This is a genomic window from Sorangium sp. So ce128, from assembly GCF_051525245.1.
Taxonomy (GTDB): domain Bacteria; phylum Myxococcota_A; class Polyangia; order Polyangiales; family Polyangiaceae; genus Sorangium; species Sorangium cellulosum_B.
Map to the genome: position 1 here is coordinate 512698 of NZ_CP150313.1, position 21509 is coordinate 534206.

At 69.8% G+C, this 21509-nt stretch carries 14 protein-coding genes; 11 read left to right on the forward strand and 3 right to left on the reverse strand.

The features are described 5' to 3' along the window. The first annotated feature begins 138 nt into the window (after positions 1-138). The 3 genes from WME82_RS02090 to WME82_RS02100 all read left to right on the forward strand — a co-directional run bounded on the left by WME82_RS02090 (position 139) and on the right by WME82_RS02100 (position 5204). Entirely contained in the window at positions 139-1236 is a 1098-nt protein-coding gene (locus WME82_RS02090; protein WP_437743868.1) for an FIST signal transduction protein, read from the forward strand. Between the two features lie 25 nt (positions 1237-1261). Beyond that, positions 1262-3133 carry a GAF domain-containing sensor histidine kinase gene (locus tag WME82_RS02095; protein WP_438041472.1) on the forward strand — a complete coding sequence of 624 codons (1872 nt, stop codon included), beginning with the start codon at positions 1262-1264 and terminating at the stop codon, positions 3131-3133. A 112-nt stretch (positions 3134-3245) separates the two neighbouring features. Continuing rightward, entirely contained in the window at positions 3246-5204 is a 1959-nt protein-coding gene (locus WME82_RS02100; protein ID WP_438041473.1) for a 4-alpha-glucanotransferase, read from the forward strand. Positions 5205-5238: 34 nt separating this feature from the next. Here WME82_RS02100 and WME82_RS02105 read toward each other — a convergent pair whose 3' ends face one another. After that, positions 5239-6735 (reverse strand): hypothetical protein, encoded by a 1497-nt coding sequence (locus WME82_RS02105; RefSeq protein ID WP_438041474.1) that lies wholly within the window; start codon positions 6733-6735, stop codon positions 5239-5241. Positions 6736-6933: 198 nt separating this feature from the next. Here WME82_RS02105 and WME82_RS02110 point away from each other — a divergent pair, with 198 nt between their 5' ends. The 8 genes from WME82_RS02110 (at position 6934) to WME82_RS02145 (ending at position 17190) form a co-directional block, all read left to right on the forward strand. Then, entirely contained in the window at positions 6934-8628 is a 1695-nt protein-coding gene (locus WME82_RS02110) for a serine/threonine protein kinase (RefSeq protein ID WP_437914577.1), read from the forward strand. Beyond that, a complete protein-coding gene (locus WME82_RS02115; protein ID WP_438041475.1) occupies positions 8625-9629 on the forward strand; it encodes a PEGA domain-containing protein in 1005 nt (334 codons plus the stop codon). Before WME82_RS02110 ends, WME82_RS02115 begins: the two co-directional genes overlap by 4 nt. Positions 9630-9806: 177 nt before the next feature. Continuing rightward, positions 9807-10757, forward strand: a complete 951-nt coding sequence (locus WME82_RS02120) for a hypothetical protein (RefSeq protein ID WP_438041476.1) — start codon at positions 9807-9809, stop codon at positions 10755-10757. Positions 10758-10799: 42 nt separating this feature from the next. Next, positions 10800-11573, forward strand: coding sequence for a thioesterase II family protein (locus WME82_RS02125; protein WP_438041477.1), 774 nt, complete (start codon positions 10800-10802; stop codon positions 11571-11573). A 125-nt stretch (positions 11574-11698) separates the two neighbouring features. Further along, positions 11699-13345 (forward strand): fumarate hydratase, encoded by a 1647-nt coding sequence (locus tag WME82_RS02130; protein ID WP_438041478.1) that lies wholly within the window; start codon positions 11699-11701, stop codon positions 13343-13345. Between the two features lie 490 nt (positions 13346-13835). Beyond that, positions 13836-14042, forward strand: a complete 207-nt coding sequence (locus WME82_RS02135) for a hypothetical protein (protein WP_157906384.1) — start codon at positions 13836-13838, stop codon at positions 14040-14042. Continuing rightward, positions 14042-14983, forward strand: a complete 942-nt coding sequence (locus WME82_RS02140; protein ID WP_438041479.1) for an alpha/beta fold hydrolase — start codon at positions 14042-14044, stop codon at positions 14981-14983. Before WME82_RS02135 ends, WME82_RS02140 begins: the two co-directional genes overlap by 1 nt. Before the next feature lie 575 nt (positions 14984-15558). Continuing rightward, positions 15559-17190, forward strand: coding sequence for a protein kinase domain-containing protein (locus WME82_RS02145; protein ID WP_437743877.1), 1632 nt, complete (start codon positions 15559-15561; stop codon positions 17188-17190). A 289-nt stretch (positions 17191-17479) separates the two neighbouring features. Here WME82_RS02145 and WME82_RS02150 read toward each other — a convergent pair whose 3' ends face one another. Then, positions 17480-18058 (reverse strand): hypothetical protein, encoded by a 579-nt coding sequence (locus WME82_RS02150; RefSeq protein ID WP_438041480.1) that lies wholly within the window; start codon positions 18056-18058, stop codon positions 17480-17482. A gap of 16 nt (positions 18059-18074) precedes the next feature. After that, positions 18075-21470, reverse strand: coding sequence for a maltose alpha-D-glucosyltransferase (gene treS, locus WME82_RS02155; protein ID WP_438041481.1), 3396 nt, complete (start codon positions 21468-21470; stop codon positions 18075-18077). Between the last annotated feature and the right edge of the window lie 39 nt (positions 21471-21509).

Sequence of the window (21509 nt, forward strand, 5' to 3'; positions counted from 1 at the left end):
CAGTATAACGCGAGTGCCGAAATTCCGAGGGGGGGAGGGAACATGGCGACACAGGTATTTGTCGGGGCGAGCTCCGCGGCGGATCCGAGAGAGGCTGCTTCAGAGGCCGTGACGACGGCGCTCCGCGGGTCTTCCCGCATGGAGCATGTGGCGCGACCGGCATTCGCCCTCGTCTTATCGACGGACCAGTACGACGCGGACGCGCTCGCCGCGGCCGTGACGAGCCAGCTGCCGGGCGTCCCCTGGGCGGGGTGCTGCACTGCAGGGGTCTTCGCCGGCAGCCGGCTGCTCCGGCAGGGGCTCGTGGTGGGGCTTGTCGCCTCGGAGACCGTGCGTGTCGGCGTCGGGGTCGCGCAGCCGGTGAGCCAGGACGGGCGGCGCGCCGGCGTGCTCGCCGCCTCGCGCGCCCTCGAGAAGTTTCCGTCGTCCGTCGCTCCCGGGTGGAGCCGCGCGCTCATCGTGCTGCCGGACGCGGTCACGGGCAACGCCGCCGACGTGGTGCGCGGCGCGGTCGAGGTCGGTGGGACGGGCGTCGTCTGGGCCGGCGGCGGCGCGGGCGACAACCTCCGCTTCGTGCGCACCGCGCAGTTCGCGGGCGGCAGCGCCTACTCGGACAGCGTGGTCGTGGTCGCGATCGACTCGCCGGCGCGCATGGCGACCGGCATCCGCCACGGCTTCCGGCCGTATGGCCCGCCCACGATGGTCACCCGCGCCGAGGGCACGGTCCTCGCCGAGCTCGAGTACGAGGGCGCCTTCTCGGTTTACCAGCGCACCGCGCGGGCGAGGGGGGATCAGGTGAACATCGACGGCTTCGCCACGTTCGCCATGACCCACCCGCTCGGCATCCCGCAGGCCGACGGCGAGCACGTCATCCGCGACCCGCTGCGCGTCGTCTCGCCGGGAGGGCTCTACTGCGTCGGCGAGGTCCCGGACGGGTGCCTCATCCGCGTCATGGAGGGCGACCCCATCGGCCTCGTCGGCGCCGCGCGCGAGGCCGCGACCACGGCGCGCGAAGCGGTGGCTGGGCCCATCGCCGGCGCGTTCGTGTTCGACTGCATCTCGCGGTGCATGATGCTCGGCGACACGGTGCGCGACGAGCTGACCACCTTCGAGAGCGAGCTCGGCGAGAGCGTCCCGGTGATGGGATGTCTGACCTTTGGAGAAGTCGGTACGCTGGGCCGAGGGGTACCGCAGTTTCACAACAAGACCGCTGTCGTGCTCGCCCTGGGGGCCTGAGCGCGGGAGCGGTTGGAGCCCTGTCATGGCGAGCGGCGACGAGCACGAGATCCAGGAGGAACGGCTGGCGCTCCTCAGCGTCCTCCAGGAGCTCACGGTCGCGGCGCTCGATCTCTTCGATCCGCACCAGTCGATGGGGGTCTTCCTGGAGCGGCTCGCCGAGCGCCTGAGCTGCATCGCCGTGCTCGTGCTCGTCGAGCCGGCCCCGCGGGCGCCGCGGCTCCTCGACGCCGCCGGCCTGTCGGCGAGCTCGCGCGCGCTGCCCATCCCGCCGCGCTCGCTCGTCGCGTCGGGCGAGCCCACCGGCGGGGGCGCGGGCCTCTCCTTGCCGTACCCCGAGCTCGCGCGGCCCGGGCTCGTGACGTGGCACTTCTCGCTGGAGGGGCAGGGCGACAGCGGCGCGTCCAGCCTCCTCCTCTGCTTCGAGAGCGAGCCCCCGTTCGCGCCCCGGTACCGGGGCATGATGCGCCGGCTCACGGCGACCTTCCGCACGGCGCTGGTGCACCGCCTGCTCTACGCCCGCATGATCGAGAACGAGCGCGAGCGGGCGCGGAACCTCGCCGCCGCGGAGGCGGGGCGCGCGGCGGCGGAGGCGGCGCAGCGGCGCGCGGCGTTCCTCTCGGAGGCGAGCCGGCTGCTCTCGAGCTCGCTCAATTACGAGGCGACGCTGGTGCGCGTCGCGCGCCTGCCGGTCCCGTTCGTCGCGGACTGGTGCATGGTCGACATCATCGAGCGCGAGGCGATGCTCCGGCGCGCGGTCGTCGTCCACGCCGATCCCCAGAAGAGCGAGCTCGCGCGCCTCCTGCAGGGCCAGACGCCGATGGACTCGGTCCTCCCGTCCGGCGTCGCGCGCGTGCTGGAGACGGGCGAGGCGGCGCTCTGCGAGGTCGCGGGCGCGCCCCTCGCCCCGGAGAGCGAGCGCGGCTCGTACGACAGCGAGCCGCCGGTGTCGGCCAGCGAGGCGCTCCTCATGGAGCTCGGCCTCCGGCGTTACATCTCCGTGCCGCTCGTCACGCGCGGCACGATGCTCGGCGTGCTCACCATCGCGTCCGGCCGCGACGATCTGATGTACGGCGTGGAGGACCGGGCGCTCGCCGAGGATCTCGGGCGCAGGGCCGCGCTGGCGATCGACAACGCGCGGCTGTACGAGAGCGCGCAGCGGGCGATCCGGGCCCGGGAGGAGCTCGTCGCGGTGGTGTCGCACGATCTCAAGAGCCCGCTCGCCACCATCGTCATGAACACGAGCCTCCTGCGCCGGAAGCTGCCGGGCGCGGACGAGGCGGTCGACGTGCGGCGCCCCGTCGAGCGCATCCAGAAGGCGGCCGATCGCATGAACCGCCTCATCCGCGATCTGCTCGACCTGGCGAAGCTCGACGGCGGCCACATCTCGATCCAGCCGGTGCCCCACGACGTCGCTGGCCTGCTCGGCGACGCCATCGAGCTCCTGCGGGAGGAGGCGGCGGAGAAGTCGCTGCGCCTCGAGCAGAGCGTCGAGCTCGGCGTCGATCGGGCGCTCTGCGATCGCGAGCGGATCCTGCAGGTGATCGCCAACCTCGTCGGCAATGCGATCAAGTTCACGTCGGCCGGCGGCGAGGTCGCGATCCGGGCCGAGCCGTGGGGCCGGGAGGTGCGCCTCTCGGTGCGGGACACCGGCCCGGGCATCCCGGAGGACCAGCGGGCGCGGATCTTCGAGCGCTACTGGCAGGCGAAGGAGACGGCCCACAAGGGCACGGGGCTCGGCCTCTCGATCGCGAAGGCGCTCGTCGAGGTGCACGGCGGGCGGATCTGGGTCGAGAGCAAGGTGGGCGAGGGCAGCACGTTCTTCTTCACGCTGCCGATGGTGGAGGCCGCGAGCGCGACCTCGGCAGTCGCGGCTGGCACGCGCCTCGGGGCCTGACAGCGGCATTCGGGGTTTGCCGTACAGCGGTGTAATCACATCACCGAGGCAGGAGGGTCTCTTCGTCTTGCGCGTTGGCGGTCCGATCCGTTCATCGCTATACCTTGCCACGATGAAGGACGTCGGGAACGACAGGGGCGATGCGGCGCCGGTCCAGGCTCGATGGGGCGATGACGAGAGGGGGCTCGTCGAGGCCGCGCTCGGGTTGCTGGGCATCCGCAACCTCGTGCTCGCGATCCACGATCCGAGCTTTCCCTCGGACGACGCGGAGGACATCGGGCGCGGGTCCCCGAATACCGAGGGGGGGCGCCGATTCCTCCGGTTCGCGCGGGATCTCGGCTTCAACGGCGTCCAGCTGGGGCCGCAGGGGGAGACCTCTGCCGACAACGCGTCTCCGTATGACGGCACCATCTTCTCGCGGAGCACGCTGTCGATCGCGCTCGCCCGGCTGGTCGAGGACGGCCCCTCTGGCGCGCTCCTCCGCCCCGAGTCGCTCCGGGAGATCGTCGCCGGGCGGCCTCCTGGCAGCGAGGCTCGCGCGCAGCACGGCCATGCCTACCGCGCGCAGCGCGCCGCGCTCCGCGAGGCGTACGCGTCGTTCGAGGGCCGGCGGAGGCGCGGCGAGCCCGGCGAGCTCGCCGACCTCGAGCGCCGCCTCGACGCCTTTACGCGGCGGAACGCGGCGTGGCTCGAGAGGGACGGGCTCTACGGCCCGCTCTGCGCCGAGCACCGGAGCGGCTGGTTTCACGGCTGGTCTGGCGAGCCGGAGCTGGACCGACGCCTCTATGCGCCTGGCCCTGGCGAGGTGGTCGCGTGCGGGGAGCGCAGGAGAGCGCTCCTCGACCGGTACCGCGACGAGCTCCGCTTCTACGCGTTCTGCCAGCTCCTCGCGCACGAGCAGCACGCGGCGCTCCGGACGGTGACGGCCGATCTCGGGCTCAAGCTCTACGGCGATCTGCAGATAGGCTACTCGCCTCAGGATGCCTGGGCCTATCAATCGGTCTTCCTCAGGGGGTATCTCATGGGCGCGCCGCCGAGCCGCACCAACCCGGAGGGCCAGGTGTGGAGCTACCCTGTCCTGGATCCCGCGCAGTACGCGGATGCGTCGTCCGGCGGGCTCGCGCTCGTCCGGGCGCGGATGGACAAGATGTTCGATGAGTTCGACGGGGTACGCCTCGATCACCCGCACGGGCTCGTCTGTCCCTGGGTCTATGCGGCCGACGCCCCCGATCCGCTCCGCGCCGTCCAGGGCGGGGCGCGGCTCTTCTCGTCGCCCGACCTGCCGGAGCACCCGTTGCTCGCGCGGTACGCCATCGTCTCTCCCGGGCAGCTGAACCGCGCCGTGCCCCGGTATGCCGACGGCTGGGTCACCTCGCTGTCTCCGGAGCAGGTCGGGCGCTACAGCGTCATTTTCGACACGATCGCGCGCTGCGCGGAGGCCCGCGGGCGCGCCATCTCCGACGTCGTGTGCGAGGTCCTGAGCACGCTCCCGTTCCCGCTCGGGGCCGTCCTTGATCGGCACGGGCTCGGGCGCTTCCGGGTCACGCAGAAGGCCGATCTCGACAACCCGAAGGACGTCTATCGCAGCGAGAACGCCGCGCCCGCCGACTGGATCATGGTGGGGACCCACGACACGCCGCCGCTCTGGAGGCTCCTCGACACCTGGGAGCGCGCCTCCGCGCTGGGGCGGCAGGCGGCGTACCTGGCGACGCGCCTCGCGCCCTCGCCGGCCGAGGAGGGCGCGATGGCGCGCGCGCTCGCGTCCGACCCTCGCGCGCTGGCGCAGGCCAAGCTCGCCGACCTCTTCGCCAGCCCGGCGTCGAACGTGATGGTCTTCTTCGCCGATCTGCTCGGGATGAAGGAGATCTACAACACGCCCGGGACGGTGGGCGACCACAACTGGTCGCTGCGGGTCCCTCGCGATTACGAGCGGTCCTATCTGGAGATGCGCGCGCGCGGCGCGGCCCTCGATCTCCCGCGCGCGCTCGCGCTCGCGCTGCGGGCGCGGGGTGGCGCGGAGTCGGTCGAGCGCGGGAACCTCGCCAGGCGGCTGGAACGCTGCCCGCGCTAGCCGAGAATTTCCCCGAAAAATCCGGGAAGATACTTCAGTTCGGGCTCCACACGGCCCACTTCCCCGAGGTGGCCCATGTGTCGCTCGCATCCTTGAACGCCCCGATGAACGCGGCGCTCGCGTCGAAGAACCCGTCCGGCGGCACGACCGCGTCCTTGGTCAGGGACGTCGCGGGACCGAACACGGGCGCGGACGGGTCGAAGCAGCCCTGGATACCCGGGTCCTCCTCCCGATTCTTCCGATCGGGCGCGCTCAGGAACGCGATCTCATCGAAGCCGCCGTCGTCGTCCTGGAGGATGCCTGTCCCGTCGCTCGTCTCGGCGTAGGCGAAGTCATTCACCAGATTGAAGAAGATCGAGCTCGATATGTTCTGCTCGGGATCCGGGTCGCGCACGTCGAGGCCCGACTCGAAGCCCGTGACGATCGTGTTGGCGATGTTCGCCTTCGTCGACCGCCGGAGGAGGATGCCGTACTGCTCCTTGCCCACGTCCACGCCTTTCCCGCAGAGCGTCGCGTTGTAGATCGTCGGCTCGCTCCGAGGCTCGAGCGCCGGCGTGAGCGCGAGCGGGTCGTTGTCCCCCTCGAACCCGTTCGTCTCCTCCGCGACGTTCGGGTCCTGCTGCGCCACGAGGAACTGGAGCTTTCCGCGATAACCCTGGTCCCAGTCGAAGGCGTCGTCGCCGCTGTACTGGCAGGCGAGGTGCTTTGCGTTCACCGTGCCCCCGAAGAACTCGAAGCAATCGTCGGACACGTGCCTCACCTGGACGAAATCGATGATCGTCCCCCTGCCGACCCCGCCGAGGGTGAGCCCGTTGATCTCGTTGTTCGGCGCGATCTTCACCCCGGAGTACTCGATGCGCACGTATTTGAGCGTGCCGCTCGAGTCGTTCTCGTCGATGCCCCCGTATTGCCCGTTGTTCGTCAATCCCTCGATCTGGCCCGGGGTGCGTGTGCCGTTCGCGTCCACGTGGTTGGTCGGCGCGTTGCCGAGGAGGAGGACGCCGCCCCAATCGCCGGCCATGCGATCCTCCGGGGCCTTGCTGCTCGTGAACACGATGGGCTCATCCCTGGTGCCCACGGCGATGAGCTTGGATCCGGGGTGCACCACGAGCGTTGCGGGGACCTGCGGGTTCGTCTCGCCGAGCACGGTCGTGCCCTTCTCGATGGTCAGCGTCGCCCCGGCCGAGACGTTCACCTGGCCCTTGAGGATGTAGTTCTTGTCACATTTGAGCGTGAAATCCTCCGTGATATCACCGGTGATCTCGACGGTCGGCTTGTCGGCCGCCGCGCACCCGCCTGGCGGGTCGTCGCCCTCGCCGCCGGCTGAGCCGCTCGACGAGGGGACGCAGATGCTGTCCGCGCGATTGCAGATGGCGCCGTCGAACTGCGCGCAGTCCGCGTCGGAAGTGCATTGCACATCCCGCTGCTCGATGATGAGCGAGCACGCGAGGGCGCTCGTGGCGAGCGCGCCCATGGCCAGCGCGAGGGCGGCGGCAGGTGGTGAATCGACGGGGCTGCGCTTGTGGTTCATTGCAATCACCCGATGGCAAGGGAATCGTTCTGTCAAGCAGGGCCGCGCTGTCCGGCCGACAGGGACGTGGCGAAACCGTCGCTGACAGGCCATCGCATTCGCGAGAACGTCACATGACGGCCGCTTCGAGGTAACAGGTCGCGGGCATTCTCCGGGCCGGGCTGGCCTCCCTCGGGGGATCGATCCGGCACAGGTCGAATGAGCGCTCCCAGCGATCCCAATGGTTGGCGGAAATATCGCCCGATTGCCGAGATCGGCAGGGGAGGTATGGCCGACGTCTGCCTCGCGGTCGCCCAGGGCCCCGTGGGATTCAACAAGCTCGTCGTGCTGAAGCGGGTGCGGCCCGAGCTCGTGGAGGACGCCGACATCCTGGCCATGTTCCTCGACGAGGCGCGGCTCGCGGCCCGATTGAATCATCCGAACGTCGTTCAGACGTACGAGGTCGGCGACGAGGGAGCGCGCTTCTTCATCGCCATGGAGTACCTCGACGGCCAGCCGCTCGGCAGCATTCGCTCCCGCATGGGGCACGACAAGGTGCCGCTCCCGCTCCAGGTTCGCGTCCTGTGCGACGCGCTGGCCGGGCTCCATCACGCGCACAACCTGCGCGATTTCGACGGAACACCCATCCACGTCGTCCACCGCGACGTGAGTCCGCAGAACATCTTCGTCACCTATGATGGCGTGATCAAGGTGGTCGACTTCGGTATCGCCAAGGCGGCCGACTCGCTGACGGAGACGCGCACCGGAACGCTCAAGGGCAAGGTCTCGTACATGTCGCCGGAGCAAGCGCGCGGAGAGCGCGTCGACCGGCGCTCCGACGTCTTCTCGGTGGGGGTGATCCTCTGGGAGGCGATCGCCCGGAGGCGCATGTGGAAGGGCTTCAACGATCTCGCGATCCTCGGGCGGCTCGCCATCGGAGAGGTTCCGAGGCTCACGGAAGAGGCGTCCAGGGTCGAGCTCGACCCCGAGATCGAGCGGATCTGCCAGAAGGCGCTCGCGCCCGCGCTCGAGGACCGTTATGCCTCCGCGGCCGAGCTGCAGGCGGATCTCGAGCGCTGGCTCGGCGAGCGCCACCGGGGCATGTCCGCGCGGGAGGCCGGCGAGATCGTGGCCGGCCAGTTCGCGGACGACCGGGCGCGGATCAAGCAAGTCGTGGAGGAGCAGCTGCGCGGCGTGCGCTGGACAGGGAGCTATCCGAGGGTCACGCTGACGCCCGACCTGCCGAAGCTGAGCGCCGGTCCGATGTCGATGACGCCGACCTTGACTGCGCCTGCGGCGGTCAGCGCCTCCTCGGACGGGAGCTCGATGCTGCCCTCGGTCAGCATGACCGGCGCGAAGGAGCGCCCCGCGCGCCCGAACCGCACGATATTCATGATCGCGGCCACCTTCGTCGCCATCGGCGGAACCGTGAGCGTCGGGGTCTTGCGCGCGCAGCCATGGAGGATCGCCGCGGGTGATCACCACAAGGCGCAGGTCGCCGCGCAGCCTGCGGCGGAGCCCTCTCCGAAGCAGGAAGAGGCCATCCGCCTCGTCGTCCGTGTCTCGCCGGTCGACGCGAAGGTCTCCATCGACGGCTCGCCGATGTCGACCGGCGCCTACGAGGGCCGCCTCGCCAGGGATGGCCGCGCGCACGTCATCCGCGCCGAGGCGCCGGGTTTCCTCGCGCAGGAAGAGAAGGTCACGGCGAGCAACGATCTCTTCTTGAGCCTCGCGTTGAAGAGCGAACCGGAAGCGCAGCCAGGGAGACTCGCCCCCATCGGTCGGAGCGCCCCGGTGGGCGTCGCCACGGCGCCGCCTGCGTCCGCCGCGCCGCCGTCGAGCGCGCCCGCGCCGCCGTCTGCCGAGCAGAAACCGAAGCGGGGGATCGATCTGGAGAGCCCGTACGCCCGATGAAAACCCCGAGAGCGCTCGCCCTCTGCGCCGCGATCGTGCTCAGCGCCCCGCTCGGCGCGTTCGCTCAGCCTGCCGGTAACAAGACCGAGGAGGCCGACGCCCGCTTCCGGCGAGGCGTCGAGCTCTACAACGAGGTGGATTATGGCGCTGCGCTCACCGAGTTTCGCCGCGCCTACGAGCTCGCGCCCGCATATCAGGTGCTCTACAACATCGCGGGTACGTGTTATCAGCTCAAGGACTACGCCTGCGCGCTGCGCGCCTTCGAGAAGTACCTCGCCGACGGTGGCGAGCGGCTCCCGGGCGGCCGGCGGGCCGAGGTGGCGCGGGACATCGCCGTCCTGCGGAGCCGCGTCGCGACGGTGGAGATCTCGACCTCGGCGCCGGACGTCGAGATCTCCGTGGACGGCGTGCCGGCGGGCAAGACGCCGCTCCCTGAGCCCCTTCTGATGAGCGCCGGGCGCCGCCGCATCGTCGCCGAGGCGCCGGGCCGCCCGGCCGTGTTGAGGGTCGTCGACGTGGCCGGCGGCGATCACGTTCAGCTCAAGATCGCGCTCCCGGAAGCGCGAGCCCTGCGGGACCCCGGCGAGGGCGCGGGCGGTGCGCCGGCTCCGCCTCCGGCGCCGCCGGGCGCGCTGCGGATGGACCGCGCGCCTCGCCAGCAGCGGAGCGTGCCCGTGTTCCCCTGGCTCGCGACCGGCGCGCTCGCCGTGGGCGCGGCCGCCACCGGGGTCCTCGCGCTCGGCGCTTCCGGGGACCTCGACGCGGAGCTCGATCGGTATCCCGGCGCCGCCCGCGCCGTCGAGCGAGCGCGGGCGAGGAGCGAGGCGCTCGCGCTCACCACCGACCTGCTCGCGGGCGCCGCCGTGCTCGCCGGCGGCATCTCGATCTACCTCACTGTCGCTGGTGCGGGCCCGGAGCGCGGCGATGGAGAGCGCGCGTCATCTCCTCCGGTGAGGCTCATGATCGCGCCGGCGTCTCTCGAGCTCGCGGGCTCTTTCTAGGACCGACGCAGAGCGTCGCAGGGTCGCGACGGTCAAAACGCTTGCATCCAGCGCGCTGGAGCTGCATTGATCCGGGCGATCGCCGCGGTCATGGGGGCCTCCCGTGCGGCGACGGTGCGACAAGGTGGTCAATCGCCCGCGCTGCCCGCGAGTCGAGAACGAGATGGGAGACACCAGGTGAGCACGACCAAAGCGTCTCTTGGGACCCTGTTCCTCATGCTCTCCCTGGCCGCGCCTGCGCTCGCGCAAGAGGCGGCGCCGCGGCAGCCCGTCACGGACAAGACGAAGGAGCGTTGGGCGAAGAGCCAGGGGGGCCGGTTCGGCTTCGAGATCGACGTCCTCAGCTCGTCTTACCAGCGGGAGATCGCGGCGGCGGGCGGCGAAGAGGCCTCCGTCGAGGAGTCGTCGCGGCTCGGCGTCGCCATCACCGCCGCCGCCCAGTACAAGCTCTTCGCGGGTCTCCACCTCGACGCGGAGATCCCGTTCGCGTACGGCGACGTCTCGGGCCCCCAGTCGACAGACCTGTTCGGCAGGCGGTTCACGAGCAGCGCAGGTTACAGCCAGTTCTTCATCGGCAATCCCACGTTCGGCCTCCACTACGCTGCCAACGCCCTTCCCATCCTCGCGCTCTTCGGCGGCATGAGCTTGACGATCCCGCTCCACCCGCACCCGGGCGCGGAGCTCGAGGTCGCATCGGTGGCGAACTTCCCCGCGCGGGCTTACTTCGATGCGCAGCGCGTGCTGCTCGCGCACTGGGCCTTCCGGGCGCGCGTCGGGACCGAGATCAACGTCGGCAAGGTGCTGTTCTTCACCCACGACCTCGCGAGTCAGGTCTTCTTTCCGACCCGGGACGGGGAGGACACGAAGACCGTGATCGAGCAGGGAAACGAGATCGAGTTCCGCCCGTTCGGGAACTTTGGCATCGGCATGCGCCTTCAGGCGGCGTTCCCTCTCTCCTCGAGCAACTCAGCCCAGCTCGCGGCGGAGCCGTTCGTCGGCTGGGAGCCGCTCGTGAAGGGCTCTTTCACCCGCGTCGGCGCGCTGGTCGCGCTCGACGACGACCTCGGCTTCGGCCTCGATCAGGGGAAGGTCGCCACCATCCGCGTCGCCCTGGGGAGCAAATGGTAGGGAGCGAGCGCCGGAGGGGCGAGCTACGCTGAGCGCCCCGTGATGACGACCTCCAGCCCGAGCCGCGACCCCTGGGTCGGCGTGCCGAGGGCGAACCCTGCTGCCCGGCTTCGACTCTTCTGTGCGCCCTATGCGGGCGGCGGCTCGTCGATCTACAGCGCCTGGTGGCGCGAGCTCCCCGCGCACACGGAGCTCTGCGCGATCAAGCTCCCCGGCCGCGAGGCGCGCATGAGCGAGCCGCCGTTCGAGCGCCTCACGCCGCTCGTCCAGGCCCTCGCCACCGCGCTCGAGCCATGGCTCACGAAGCCGTTCGCGCTGTATGGCCATAGCCTCGGCGCGCTCGTCTGCTTCGAGCTCGCGCGCGAGCTCCGCCGCCGGGGAGCACCGCTGCCGCGCCACCTCTTCGTGTCCGGCCGGCGTCCGCCTCACGTTCGCGGCTCGGATCCGCTCCACGGCCTGCCCGAGCCCGAGTTTCTGGAGCGGATCCGCCGCATGGGGGGCACGCCCGACGAGGTGCTGCGCGACCCGGAGCTCCTGGGGCTCTTCCTGCCTGTCCTGCGCGCGGATTTCGCGGTCAACGAGGTCGAGCCGTTCGTCCCGGGGGCCCCGCTCGAGTGTCCGATCTCCGCGTTCGGGGGCCTCGACGACGAGCGCGCGGGCCGCGCCGATCTCGAAGGCTGGCGCCATCACACGCGCGGGGCCTTCCGGGTCGAGATGTTCCCCGGCGGACACTTCTTCCTGCGGAGCGCCCGGGAGCCGCTCCTGCGGTCGATCTCGGCCGTCCTCGGCGACGTCGAGCGCGCGCTCCCCGCGTGACGGCCGGCGCTGGGTGGGTGTTGAGCCCGGGGCGGGAGCCATGCAAAGAAGGAGGGACCCCGCAGCCGCTCTGCCGCTCTGCCTCTCTTCCTCTCTGCCTCTATGCTTTCCCGGAGACCCGAACGATGACCGATTTCCAGTACCAGGACATGCTCCCCCTCGGCCATGACGAGACCCCGTACCGCCTCGTCAGCCGCGACCATGTCTCGACCTTCGAGGCCGCCGGCTCGACGTTCCTCAAGGTCGAGCCGGAGGGGCTCACCCTGCTCGCGCGCGAGGCGATGCGCGACATCGCCCACCTCCTCCGGCCCGGTCACCTCGCGCAGCTCGCGCGGATCCTCGGCGATCCCGAGGCCTCCTCGAACGATCGCTTCGTCGCCCTCGAGCTCCTCAGGAACGCGAGCATCGCCGCGGGGGGCGTGCTCCCGTCGTGCCAGGACACAGGCACGGCCGTCGTCATGGGCAAGAAGGGCCAGCTCGTCTTCACGGGCGGCGGCGACGAGGCGGCGATCGCGCGCGGCGTCTTCGAGACCTACCGCGCGCAGAACCTGCGCTATTCGCAGCTCGCGCCGCTCGACATGTACCGGGAGGTCAACACGAACGACAACCTGCCGGCGCAGATCGAGATCTTCGCGACGGACGGCGACGCCTACAAGCTCCTGTTCATGGCGAAGGGCGGCGGCTCCGCGAACAAGAGCTATCTTTACCAGGAGACCAAGGCGCTCCTGAACCCGGAGAGCCTGCTGTCCTTCATCGAGGCGAAGATCCGCGCGCTCGGCACCGCGGCGTGTCCGCCATACCACCTTGCCATCGTCGTCGGCGGCACGTCGGCCGAGTACACGCTCAAGGTCGCGAAGCTCGCCTCGGCGCGCTACCTCGACACGCTCCCGGCCGACGGCAACGCGCGCGGGCGCGGCTTCCGCGACCGCGAGCTCGAGCAGAAGGTGCTCGAGCTCGCGCAGCGGACGGGGATCGGGGCGCAGTTCGGGGGCAAGTACTTCTGCCACGACGTCCGGGTCATCCGCCTGCCGCGCCACGGCGCCTCGTGCCCCGTCGGCATCGCCGTCTCGTGCTCTGCGGATCGTCAGGCGCTCGGCAAGATCACGCGCGAGGGCATCTTCCTCGAGCAGCTCGAGACCGATCCCGCGAAGTACCTGCCCGACACCACGGACGCGGATCTCGAGGGCGAGGTCGTGAAGCTCGACCTCCGCCGTCCCATGAGCGAGATCCGCGCGGAGCTCTCGAAGTACCCCATCCGCACGAGGCTCTCTCTGAGCGGCCCGATGATCGTCGCGCGAGACATCGCGCACGCGAAGATCAAGGAGCGCCTCGATCGCGGCGACGGTATGCCGAGCTACCTGCAGGAGTTCATGGTCTACTACGCCGGGCCCGCGAAGACGCCCGCGGGCTACGCCTCCGGCTCGTTCGGCCCCACCACGGCCGGCCGGATGGACGCGTACGTCGACCTCTTCCAGGCGAACGGCGGCAGCTACGTCATGCTCGCGAAGGGCAACCGCTCGCCCGCCGTCACCGCGGCGTGCAAGAAGCACGGCGGCTTCTACCTGGGCTCGATCGGCGGTCCGGCCGCGCGCCTCGCGAAGGACTGCATCAAGAAGGTCGAGGTGCTCGAGTACCCCGAGCTCGGCATGGAAGCGGTCTGGAAGATCGAGGTCGAGGATTTCCCCGCCTTCATCGTGGTGGACGACAAGGGCAACGACTTCTTCGCCGACATCAACAAGCCGGCCGGCCGGAAGCTCGAAGTCGCCGGCTGACGTCCGGAGCCCGGAATCGCGGCCGGGCAGCTCCCCTCCGCCTCCAGCGCCGGAGCCGGCCGCCCTTTCCAACCGTGCCAGACCTTCCATGACCCGCGCAAACTCCGCGTCCGCGTCGGCGGCCGAGCGACAGCGAGGTTGACTGGCGACGATGTCCCCTCCGGATCGGCGTCGAGGACCCGATTCCATCCGTTCGTGATACGGCTCGACACCAGCTTTCCCTGCTGCCGTCACCCGGATCGACGAGGGTGACCGAGGCAAATGGTCACATTCGAGGCGTCTTGGCGCCTGTTCAGCCCGGTGTCGGCTCGACGAGCGCTGCTGGGGCCGCGGCCCGCGGGGGCACGGTCCGTGCTTTGACCTCGTGCGGAAGGAGCTGAGCATGACAGTTCGACCTGATCGCACGGTGTCTCATGGCCGCGCTGACGCTGGGCACCACCGTTTCGAGGATCGGCACGGTGGTCCCGATGGATCTCGCCATCAGCTGGAGGTGGATCGTTTGGACCGGCTGGTGCGCGCAGCGCAGGAGATCGCTGGTCAAGCAGAGCGTCGAGAGCGCGAGAAGCGCAGCGACGCGGGCCAGGAGGCGAGGCCCGGCGACGGCGGCGTCAAGTCGCGTCCGGCGCCGAGGAATCCGAGCATCGCCGACCTCGAGCGCGCGGATAACGAGGGGATGCTGCCGCCGGGGGAGACGTGATGAGCGCACGCGCGATGAGCCTCGATGGGCTCGTCGATCGGCTCGTGCCGAGCGCGCTCCGCCCCGCGGAGCGCGCGCCCCTCGCCCCTGCGCTCGACGCGGAGGTGCGGCACGTCGACACGTGGAGCGCGGGGCGCCTCGCCTATTACGTGGACGCCCGCGCTGCAGGGCGCCCCGTGGTGCTCGTGCACGGGGTCGACGCGGCCGCCTCGTCCAGGGAGATGGCGCCCCTGTTCGATGCGCTCCGCGGCGAGCGGCCGGTCTACGCGCTCGATCTTCCCGGCTTCGGCCTCTCGGAGCGAGCGGACCGCGTGTACGATCGCGAGCTCTACCGCGCCGCGCTGCGCCGCTTCCTCACGGACGTGGTCCGCGCGCCGGGCGGCGCCGACGTCATCGCGCTCTCCCTCTCCTCGGAGTTCGCCGCCGCCGTCGCCTGCGAGGAGATGAGCATTGTCCACAGCCTCGTGCTCATCTCCCCGACGGGGCTCGGCCGTGAACCTCCCGGCGCGAGCGCCCTCCTCCGGGCTGTCTCGCGCGTCCCCTACGCCGCGGAGGCGCTCTTTCGCGTGCTGGCTGCGCCGCCCAGCATTCGCTGGTTCCTGAAGAAGAGCTTCGTCGGCGCGCCGGATCCAGGCCTTGTCGACTATGCCATCCGCGCATCGAAGGAGCCTTTTGCCCACCGGGCCCCCCTCGCGTTCATCGCCGGCACCCTGTTCACGGACGACGCTCTCCAGCGCCTCTATGCGCGTCTGCCCGTCGCCACGCTGGTCCTCCACGACCGTGACCCGTATTCGCGCTTCGACCGTCTCGCCGAGCTCACGCAGCAGAACGCCCGCGTGGAGGCCGCCCGCATCGCGCCAACGCTGGGTCTCCCGCACTTCGAGCAGCTCGACGCCACGCTCGATGTCGTGCGCAGGTTCTGGGCGCAGGACCCTTGGTAGCTCTCCTCCACAGAACGACCAGGACAGCCTGGTAGGGAGCTCCGCGCAGGGCGGACGTCGATTTCCTGCGGAGCCCCCCGGCTCCGCAGGGAAGCGGAGGTCGTCCGGTCCGCTCAGGAGCCGCCGCCCTCGACGCCGAACATGTATGCGCCATTACTGACTGGCCCCTTCTGGTGTCAGCGGGCCTGTGCTCCGCTGGTTTCGGGCGACCCCGGGGGGGTCTCAAGGATCGACCTGCGACACGCATCCAGTTCCACCGCTCCTGAAGTACCTGGTGTACAATGGAGCGGTGGTGGAACACCGGGTGTGCCGACAGGAGCACCCGGTGGGTGTGGTCACGTGCGTACCGGTTCGAGCGGCGCCATTTCGTTAGGACCATGACATCTGCCGCCCGGGAGGGGTGCCCTTGCGCAGCAATCCGGCGATGGAGCGCTGCGCCAAGACATCACGATGGATGGTCAGGCGATGGAGCAACGCGGCACGCGTCTACAGGGGGCGCGGATTGTTTCCAGGCGTAAAAGTCTTTGCAAACTCCAGGTCAACGGGCTAATTAAGCTCTTATAGCGGGGGATGTCGTGAATTCAGGCGGCCAAACCATCTCTTCGACCCAGCAAGCGAGCAACAGCTTGCTTGGTCGATACCGCCTGATTGCAAAATTGGGTCGTGGTGGGATGGCGGATGTGTTTCTGGCCGTCTCCCGCGGGCCCGGGTCGTTCAACAAGCTCGTTGTTGTGAAGTGTCTCCGCGTCGGGATGGCGGATGACCCGCGCTACGTCCTGATGTTCCTGGACGAGGCCAAGCTCTCGGCCCGGCTCAATCACCCCAACGTCGTTCAGACCTACGAGATCGGGGGCGAGAGCGGCGGGTACTTCATCGTGATGGAGTACCTCGAGGGCCAGCCGCTCAAGGACGTCGTGAGGGCGGTGGTGAGCGGCTGTCCTGGCGCCGCGAGCTTCACGCGGGGGGCGTGGGTCAGGATCATCGTCGAGGCGCTGCGCGGGTTGCACTACGCGCATGAGCTCGCGGACTTCGATGGCGGTCTGCTCGGCATCGTGCACCGCGACGTCTCGCCTCACAACATCTTCGTCACGTACGACGGAGCTGTGAAGATCGTCGATTTCGGCGTCGCGAAGGCGGCCCTCAACGCGGCGCACACCGAGAGCGGAACCTTCAAGGGCAAGATGGCCTACGCCGCGCCCGAGCAGGCGATGGCGAGCGCCGACGTCGATCGGCGGGCCGATCTCTTCGCCATCGGCATCGTGCTCTGGGAGCTCCTGGCGATGCGGCGGCTGTTCGATGGCGACCACGTCGCCGTGATGCACCAGCTGCTCACGCGGGACATCCCGCGGCTCTCCGCCGTCGTGCCGGACATCGACCCGGCGCTCGATGAGATCGTGGCGAGGGCCCTCCAGCGGGATCCCGATCGGCGGTTCGCCACCGCGCAGGAGATGGGCGACGCGCTGGAGAGTTACCTGCGGGGCTCGGGCGAGGACGTCCGCACGGAGCAGCTCGGCGCGCACGTGCTCGAGATGTTCGCGGAGAGCAGGGCGCTCGTGCGCCAGCAGGTCACCGCGCAGTTCGAGTACCTGAGCTCGCTGGACGTCGCGGGCGACATCCAGCGCGCCTCGATGGTCGGAGAGTTCCCCCGCGCCTCGATGGTCATGGGGATGAACCGCTCGATGTGGCCCTCCGCGACCGCGGCCGGTCTACCCCTCCTCAGCGATCAAAGCCACAGCCTCCCCGCCCACCATCATCACGAGCCCCCGGCCGTCGATCCCGGCAGCCTGGGCGCGACGGTGGGGCGCGCCTCGTCCTGGCGGCAGCGTGGGTATCTCGCCTCTGTGCTCGGGGTGGTCGCGCTGCTCGCCGCGGGGGCCTTCGTGATGTTCCGCGAGCGCTCGCTGGAGCCCGTCGCGTCGGAGCAGCCTGCTGCCGTGTCCACGGCTGCGACGGCGCTCGAACCGGGCCCGCTGAAGGCCAAGGTCACGATCAAGAGCGAGCCCGCGGACGCGAACGTGAGCTGGAACGGGACCATGCTCGGCAAGACGCCCCTCAGCGTCGAGCTGCCTCAAGGGATGCAGGTCGTCGTGGTGTCCAGGGCCGGTTGGGTCGACGTGTCGATCTTCCTGCAGCTCTCCGCGTCGGACGTTGTCGAGCGCACCGTCGCGCTCCGGCGTCAGGACGTCAGCGCAATCCCTTCAAATTAGAGCGGCGGTCACCCGAGCGGCGGGCACCCGCGTCGGATACGGGCCCATCTCGACGTTTTCGGTGCTCAGCGCACAGGAGTGCGCTTCCGCGCCGAAAACGCCGATCTGGGCCCGTCTCCTGTGCGGGTGACCGCCGCTCTGGAGCGGGTGCAGGTTCGTGTGCCGGGCCTGACAACCACCCTCATTGATTGGCATTTTTGGCGGGAAGTTGAACGGGGAGACGGGTGGGATCTTGCTCTCCGTCTCCTCGTCTCCCTGTGAATTTTCCCGAAAAATTCGCGGGGATACTTCAGGTGCCGGTCCGGAGGACAAGCATGGAGGAACCTGCTCTGGCGGCGAGGCGGTGGACTTCTCGACCGAGCCAGTCGAGGAAATCGAGGTTCCACGGAGGCCCGTCGGGCCAGCGCTCGCGTATGCGGTCGGCGAGCTCGAGATCCCAGCTCCCGTAGAGATCCACGAGCGCGTCATGCGCCTTGCGGCCGGCCAGCGCTGCAGGGTCCCCGCGAGGCTCGCCTCCGTGCGCGAAGGCGTCATCGCAAACATAGTAGTTGCACGTCGCCGCGCGCCGCTCGGGGGGGATGGTGCAGCCCTCATGACCGTGGAAAGCGCACCTCTTGGGGAGCGCTCCGCCATCGCTGCCCTGGGGCTCGACCCGCAGGATGAGCAGGCCGCGCTGGCCCGGGCGCAGGTTGCCCGCGGCCATCTGCTCGAGCAGCCAGCCAGCGCCGCCGAGCGAGACGATCCGCCCGATGTCCGACCACTCGACCCCCGGCGGGCTGGCGCAGCAACCCGTCGGGCCCTGCGGGCATGAGCCGCACAACGTCGAGTGCAACCGCGTATGCATGCCCGCGAGCTCCAGCCGGATCATCGCGCCACCAGCGCTCCTATGCTCTGGGCGTGATCAGACGCTCCAGCCCGCGCAGCGGGATGTCCAGCCAGTCAGGCCGGTTGTTGAGCTCGTAGCCGACCTCGTAAATGCACTTCTCGAGCATGTAGAAGTCGATCAGGAGCACCGTGTCCGCGTCGCTCGCGGGCACGTACGGCGCCGCCTCGTCGGTCCGCGGCTCGGCGGTCGCCTGAGCGCGCGCGACCGTCTCCATGTATCCCGCGAGGTAGCTCGCGGAGATCCACGTCACCCAGGCGTCGGTCCACGGCTTGAGGACGGCGACGTCCTCGGGCCGGAGGCGAGCGTCCCGGAGCGCCGAGGCGCCGGCGTAGTCGAACGATCGCAGCATCCCGCCCACGTCCCGGAGCGGGCCGCGCTTGTAGCGGCGCTCGTTCAGCGGTCTCGCCGGCTCCCCCTCGAAATCGATCAGGATGAAGTCGTCGCCCGTCGAGAGCACCTGGCCGAGGTGGAAGTCGCCGTGCGTCCGGATGCGGGGGATGTCGAACTTCCTCGACACGATCTGCTGGAGCTTCGCGTTGATCTCGGCCTCGCGCGGCAGCATCGCCGACACCTGCTCCCGCACGCTCTCGGGGAGCGAGCGCTCGCGCTTCCTCAGCAGCGCGAAGGTGCGCGAGAGCATGCCGTGCGCCGACTGGAAGATCGACTGCTGGTGCAGCGTCGAGAACGACTGCTGCCCGAACGCGGGGTCCTTGCTGTGCTTGCCGAGCGTGAGGTGGAGCTGCGCTGTGCGCTCGCCGAGCAGCCGCATCCTCACGATCTCGGTGCCCATGAGCTGGTTCACGAGCGGCGGCGGCGCCGCGCGCGACGCGTCGACCAGCGTGCCGGCCGGCATCGGCGGCGCGCCCCCCTTCGCCGTCTCCTCGTCGGCGAGCACCCGCTCGAAGAAGCGGTTCAGCGCCTCGAGCGTGCTCGTCCACGCGTCGCTCTGGCTCTGCACGTACTCCTGGAGCATCGCCACCGTGGTCGCCTCGCGACCGCGGGCCTGGTACTCGATCGCCCCGGCGAGCCGCGCCGTCGCAGGGAACTGGTGCTCCGTCAGGAACCGGCCGATCTCGAGCTCCGGGTTGATGCCCTCCTCGACCTGCCGGAAGATCTTGAGGAGGAGCTTGTCGCCGTAAATGATGGTCGTGTTGCTCTGCTCGCTCTCGGAGATGCGCGCCGGGAGCTCTCCCTCGGCGCCGAGCGTCTCGAGCGTCGTCCCGAGCGGCAGCGCGTGGAGCTCGCCGACGGAGCCCGTCGCGACCCCCTGCGCCCGGATCGCGGCCAGGACGAGCGCGGCGAACTCCGGGGTCGCCAGCGCGTCGTAGAGGACGCCCTCCGGCGCCGCCGCGCTCTCCGGCTCGGGATCGAGGATCGTGACGTCCGCGATCACCGCGTGACGCGCGCGCGTCACGAGCGTCCGCGCGTAGTCGCCCGTGGCGAAGCCGATCGGCACGACATACGTCTCCGGCGAGCCGTCCGTGTACTCGACGCGCGCGAGCAGGAGGTAGTGCTCCGCCGCGGTCTGCTCGCTGCGCAGGATCGGGATGACGTCCGCGAGGGTCGTGGCGCGCCGCGTGCGCGCCTTGCCGCGGAACCAGCGCCGCGCCGCGATGAACTTCCCGAGCGTCGGCTCGAGCACCTTGCGCCCCTCCGGGGAGAGGAGCGTCCGCCACGAGCCCTTCGTCGCGATCGCGGGCGCCGCCCCGGCGTCGCCCGCGGAGATCGCCGGCGTCGCCGGCTCCAGCGCGAACCAGAAGAAGTCGTGCGGACCGAGCGACAGGGAGTAACCGCGGCTCGTGATCTCCGGGAAGCGGCTCCTGCCGAACAGCTCGACAGGCACCATGCCCTCGAAGCGCGCGAGATCGAGCTCGACGTGCTGCGCGTACCGAGAGAGGTTCGCGACGATGAGCAGCCGCTCGTCCGCGTGCGCGCGGATGAACGCGAGCACCTTGCTGTTGTCCGGGTGCAGGAACTCGATCGTCCCGCGGCCGAGCACCTTGTTCTGCTTGCGCAGGGTGATGAGCCGCTTCATCCACCAGAGGAGCGAAGCCGGGTTCTGCTGCTGCGCCTCGACGTTGATCGCCTCGTAGTGGTACTCGGGGTCGATGATGATCGGCAGATAGAGCTTCTGCGGGTTCGCCCTGGAGAATCCGGCGTTCCGATCGGCGCTCCACTGCATCGGCGTGCGCACCCCGTCGCGATCGCCGAGATAGATGTTGTCGCCCATCCCGATCTCGTCGCCGTAGTAGAGGACGGGGGTCCCCGGCAGCGAGAAGAGCAGCGCGTTCATCAGCTCGATCCTGCGCCGCGTCTTCATGAGCGGGGCGAGCCGCCGGCGGATGCCCAGGTTGATGCGCGCCGTGTGCTCCTGCGCGTAGACGCGGTACATGTAGTCCCGGTCCTCGTCGGTCACCATCTCGAGCGTCAGCTCGTCGTGGTTCCGGAGGAACGTCGCCCACTGGCAGGTCTCGTGGACAACGGGCGTCTGCTTCAGGATGTTGACGATCGGGAAGCTGTCCTCGAGCTCGACCGCCATGAACATCCTGGGCATGAGCGGGAAGTGGAAGTTCATGTGGCACTCGTCGCCGCTCCCGAAGTACGCCGCGGCGTCGGCGGGCCACTGGTTGGCCTCCGCGAGGAGCATGCGATCGGCGAAGTTCGCGTCGATGTGGCGCCGGAGCTTCCGCAAGAACTCGTGCGTCTCCGGCAGGTTCTCGCAGTTCGTCCCTTCGCGCTCGTAGAGGTACGGCACGGCGTCGAGCCGGAGCCCGTCGACGCCCATCTCCAGCCAGAAGTCGACCACCTTGAAGACGGCGGCGTGGACGTCCGGGTTCTCGAAGTTGAGGTCGGGCTGGTGGGAGTAGAAGCGGTGCCAGTAATAGGCGTTGGCGACCGGATCCCAGGCCCAGTTCGATGTCTCGAAGTCCTTGAAGATGATCCGGGCGTCCTTGTAGCGGTGCGGCGTGTCGCTCCACACGTAGAAATCGCGCCAGCGCGAGCCCTTGGGCGAGGTCCGCGCCCGCTGGAACCACTCATGCTCGTTCGAGGTGTGGTTCAGGACGAGCTCGGTGATGACGCGGATGTCGCGGCGGTGCGCCTCGCGCAGGAGGCGGGCGAACTCGCGCCGGGTCCCGTAAGACGGGTTGATGTTGGCGTAATCCGCGATGTCGTATCCGCCGTCGCGCAGCGGCGAGGGGTAGAAGGGCAGGAGCCAGATCGCGGTGACGCCGAGATCTTGGAGGTAATCGAGCTTGTCGACGAGCCCCTCGAAGTCGCCGATGCCGTCCGCGTTCGAGTCGCTGAACGCGCGGACATGGACCTCGTAGATGATCGCGTCCTTGTACCAGAGGGCGCTGCCTTCGGCGGGAGGGGGCTTTTGATCCTGGCTCATGGCTGCTCCGGCGCTGCGCGTTGTCCGCGCGACGACGCC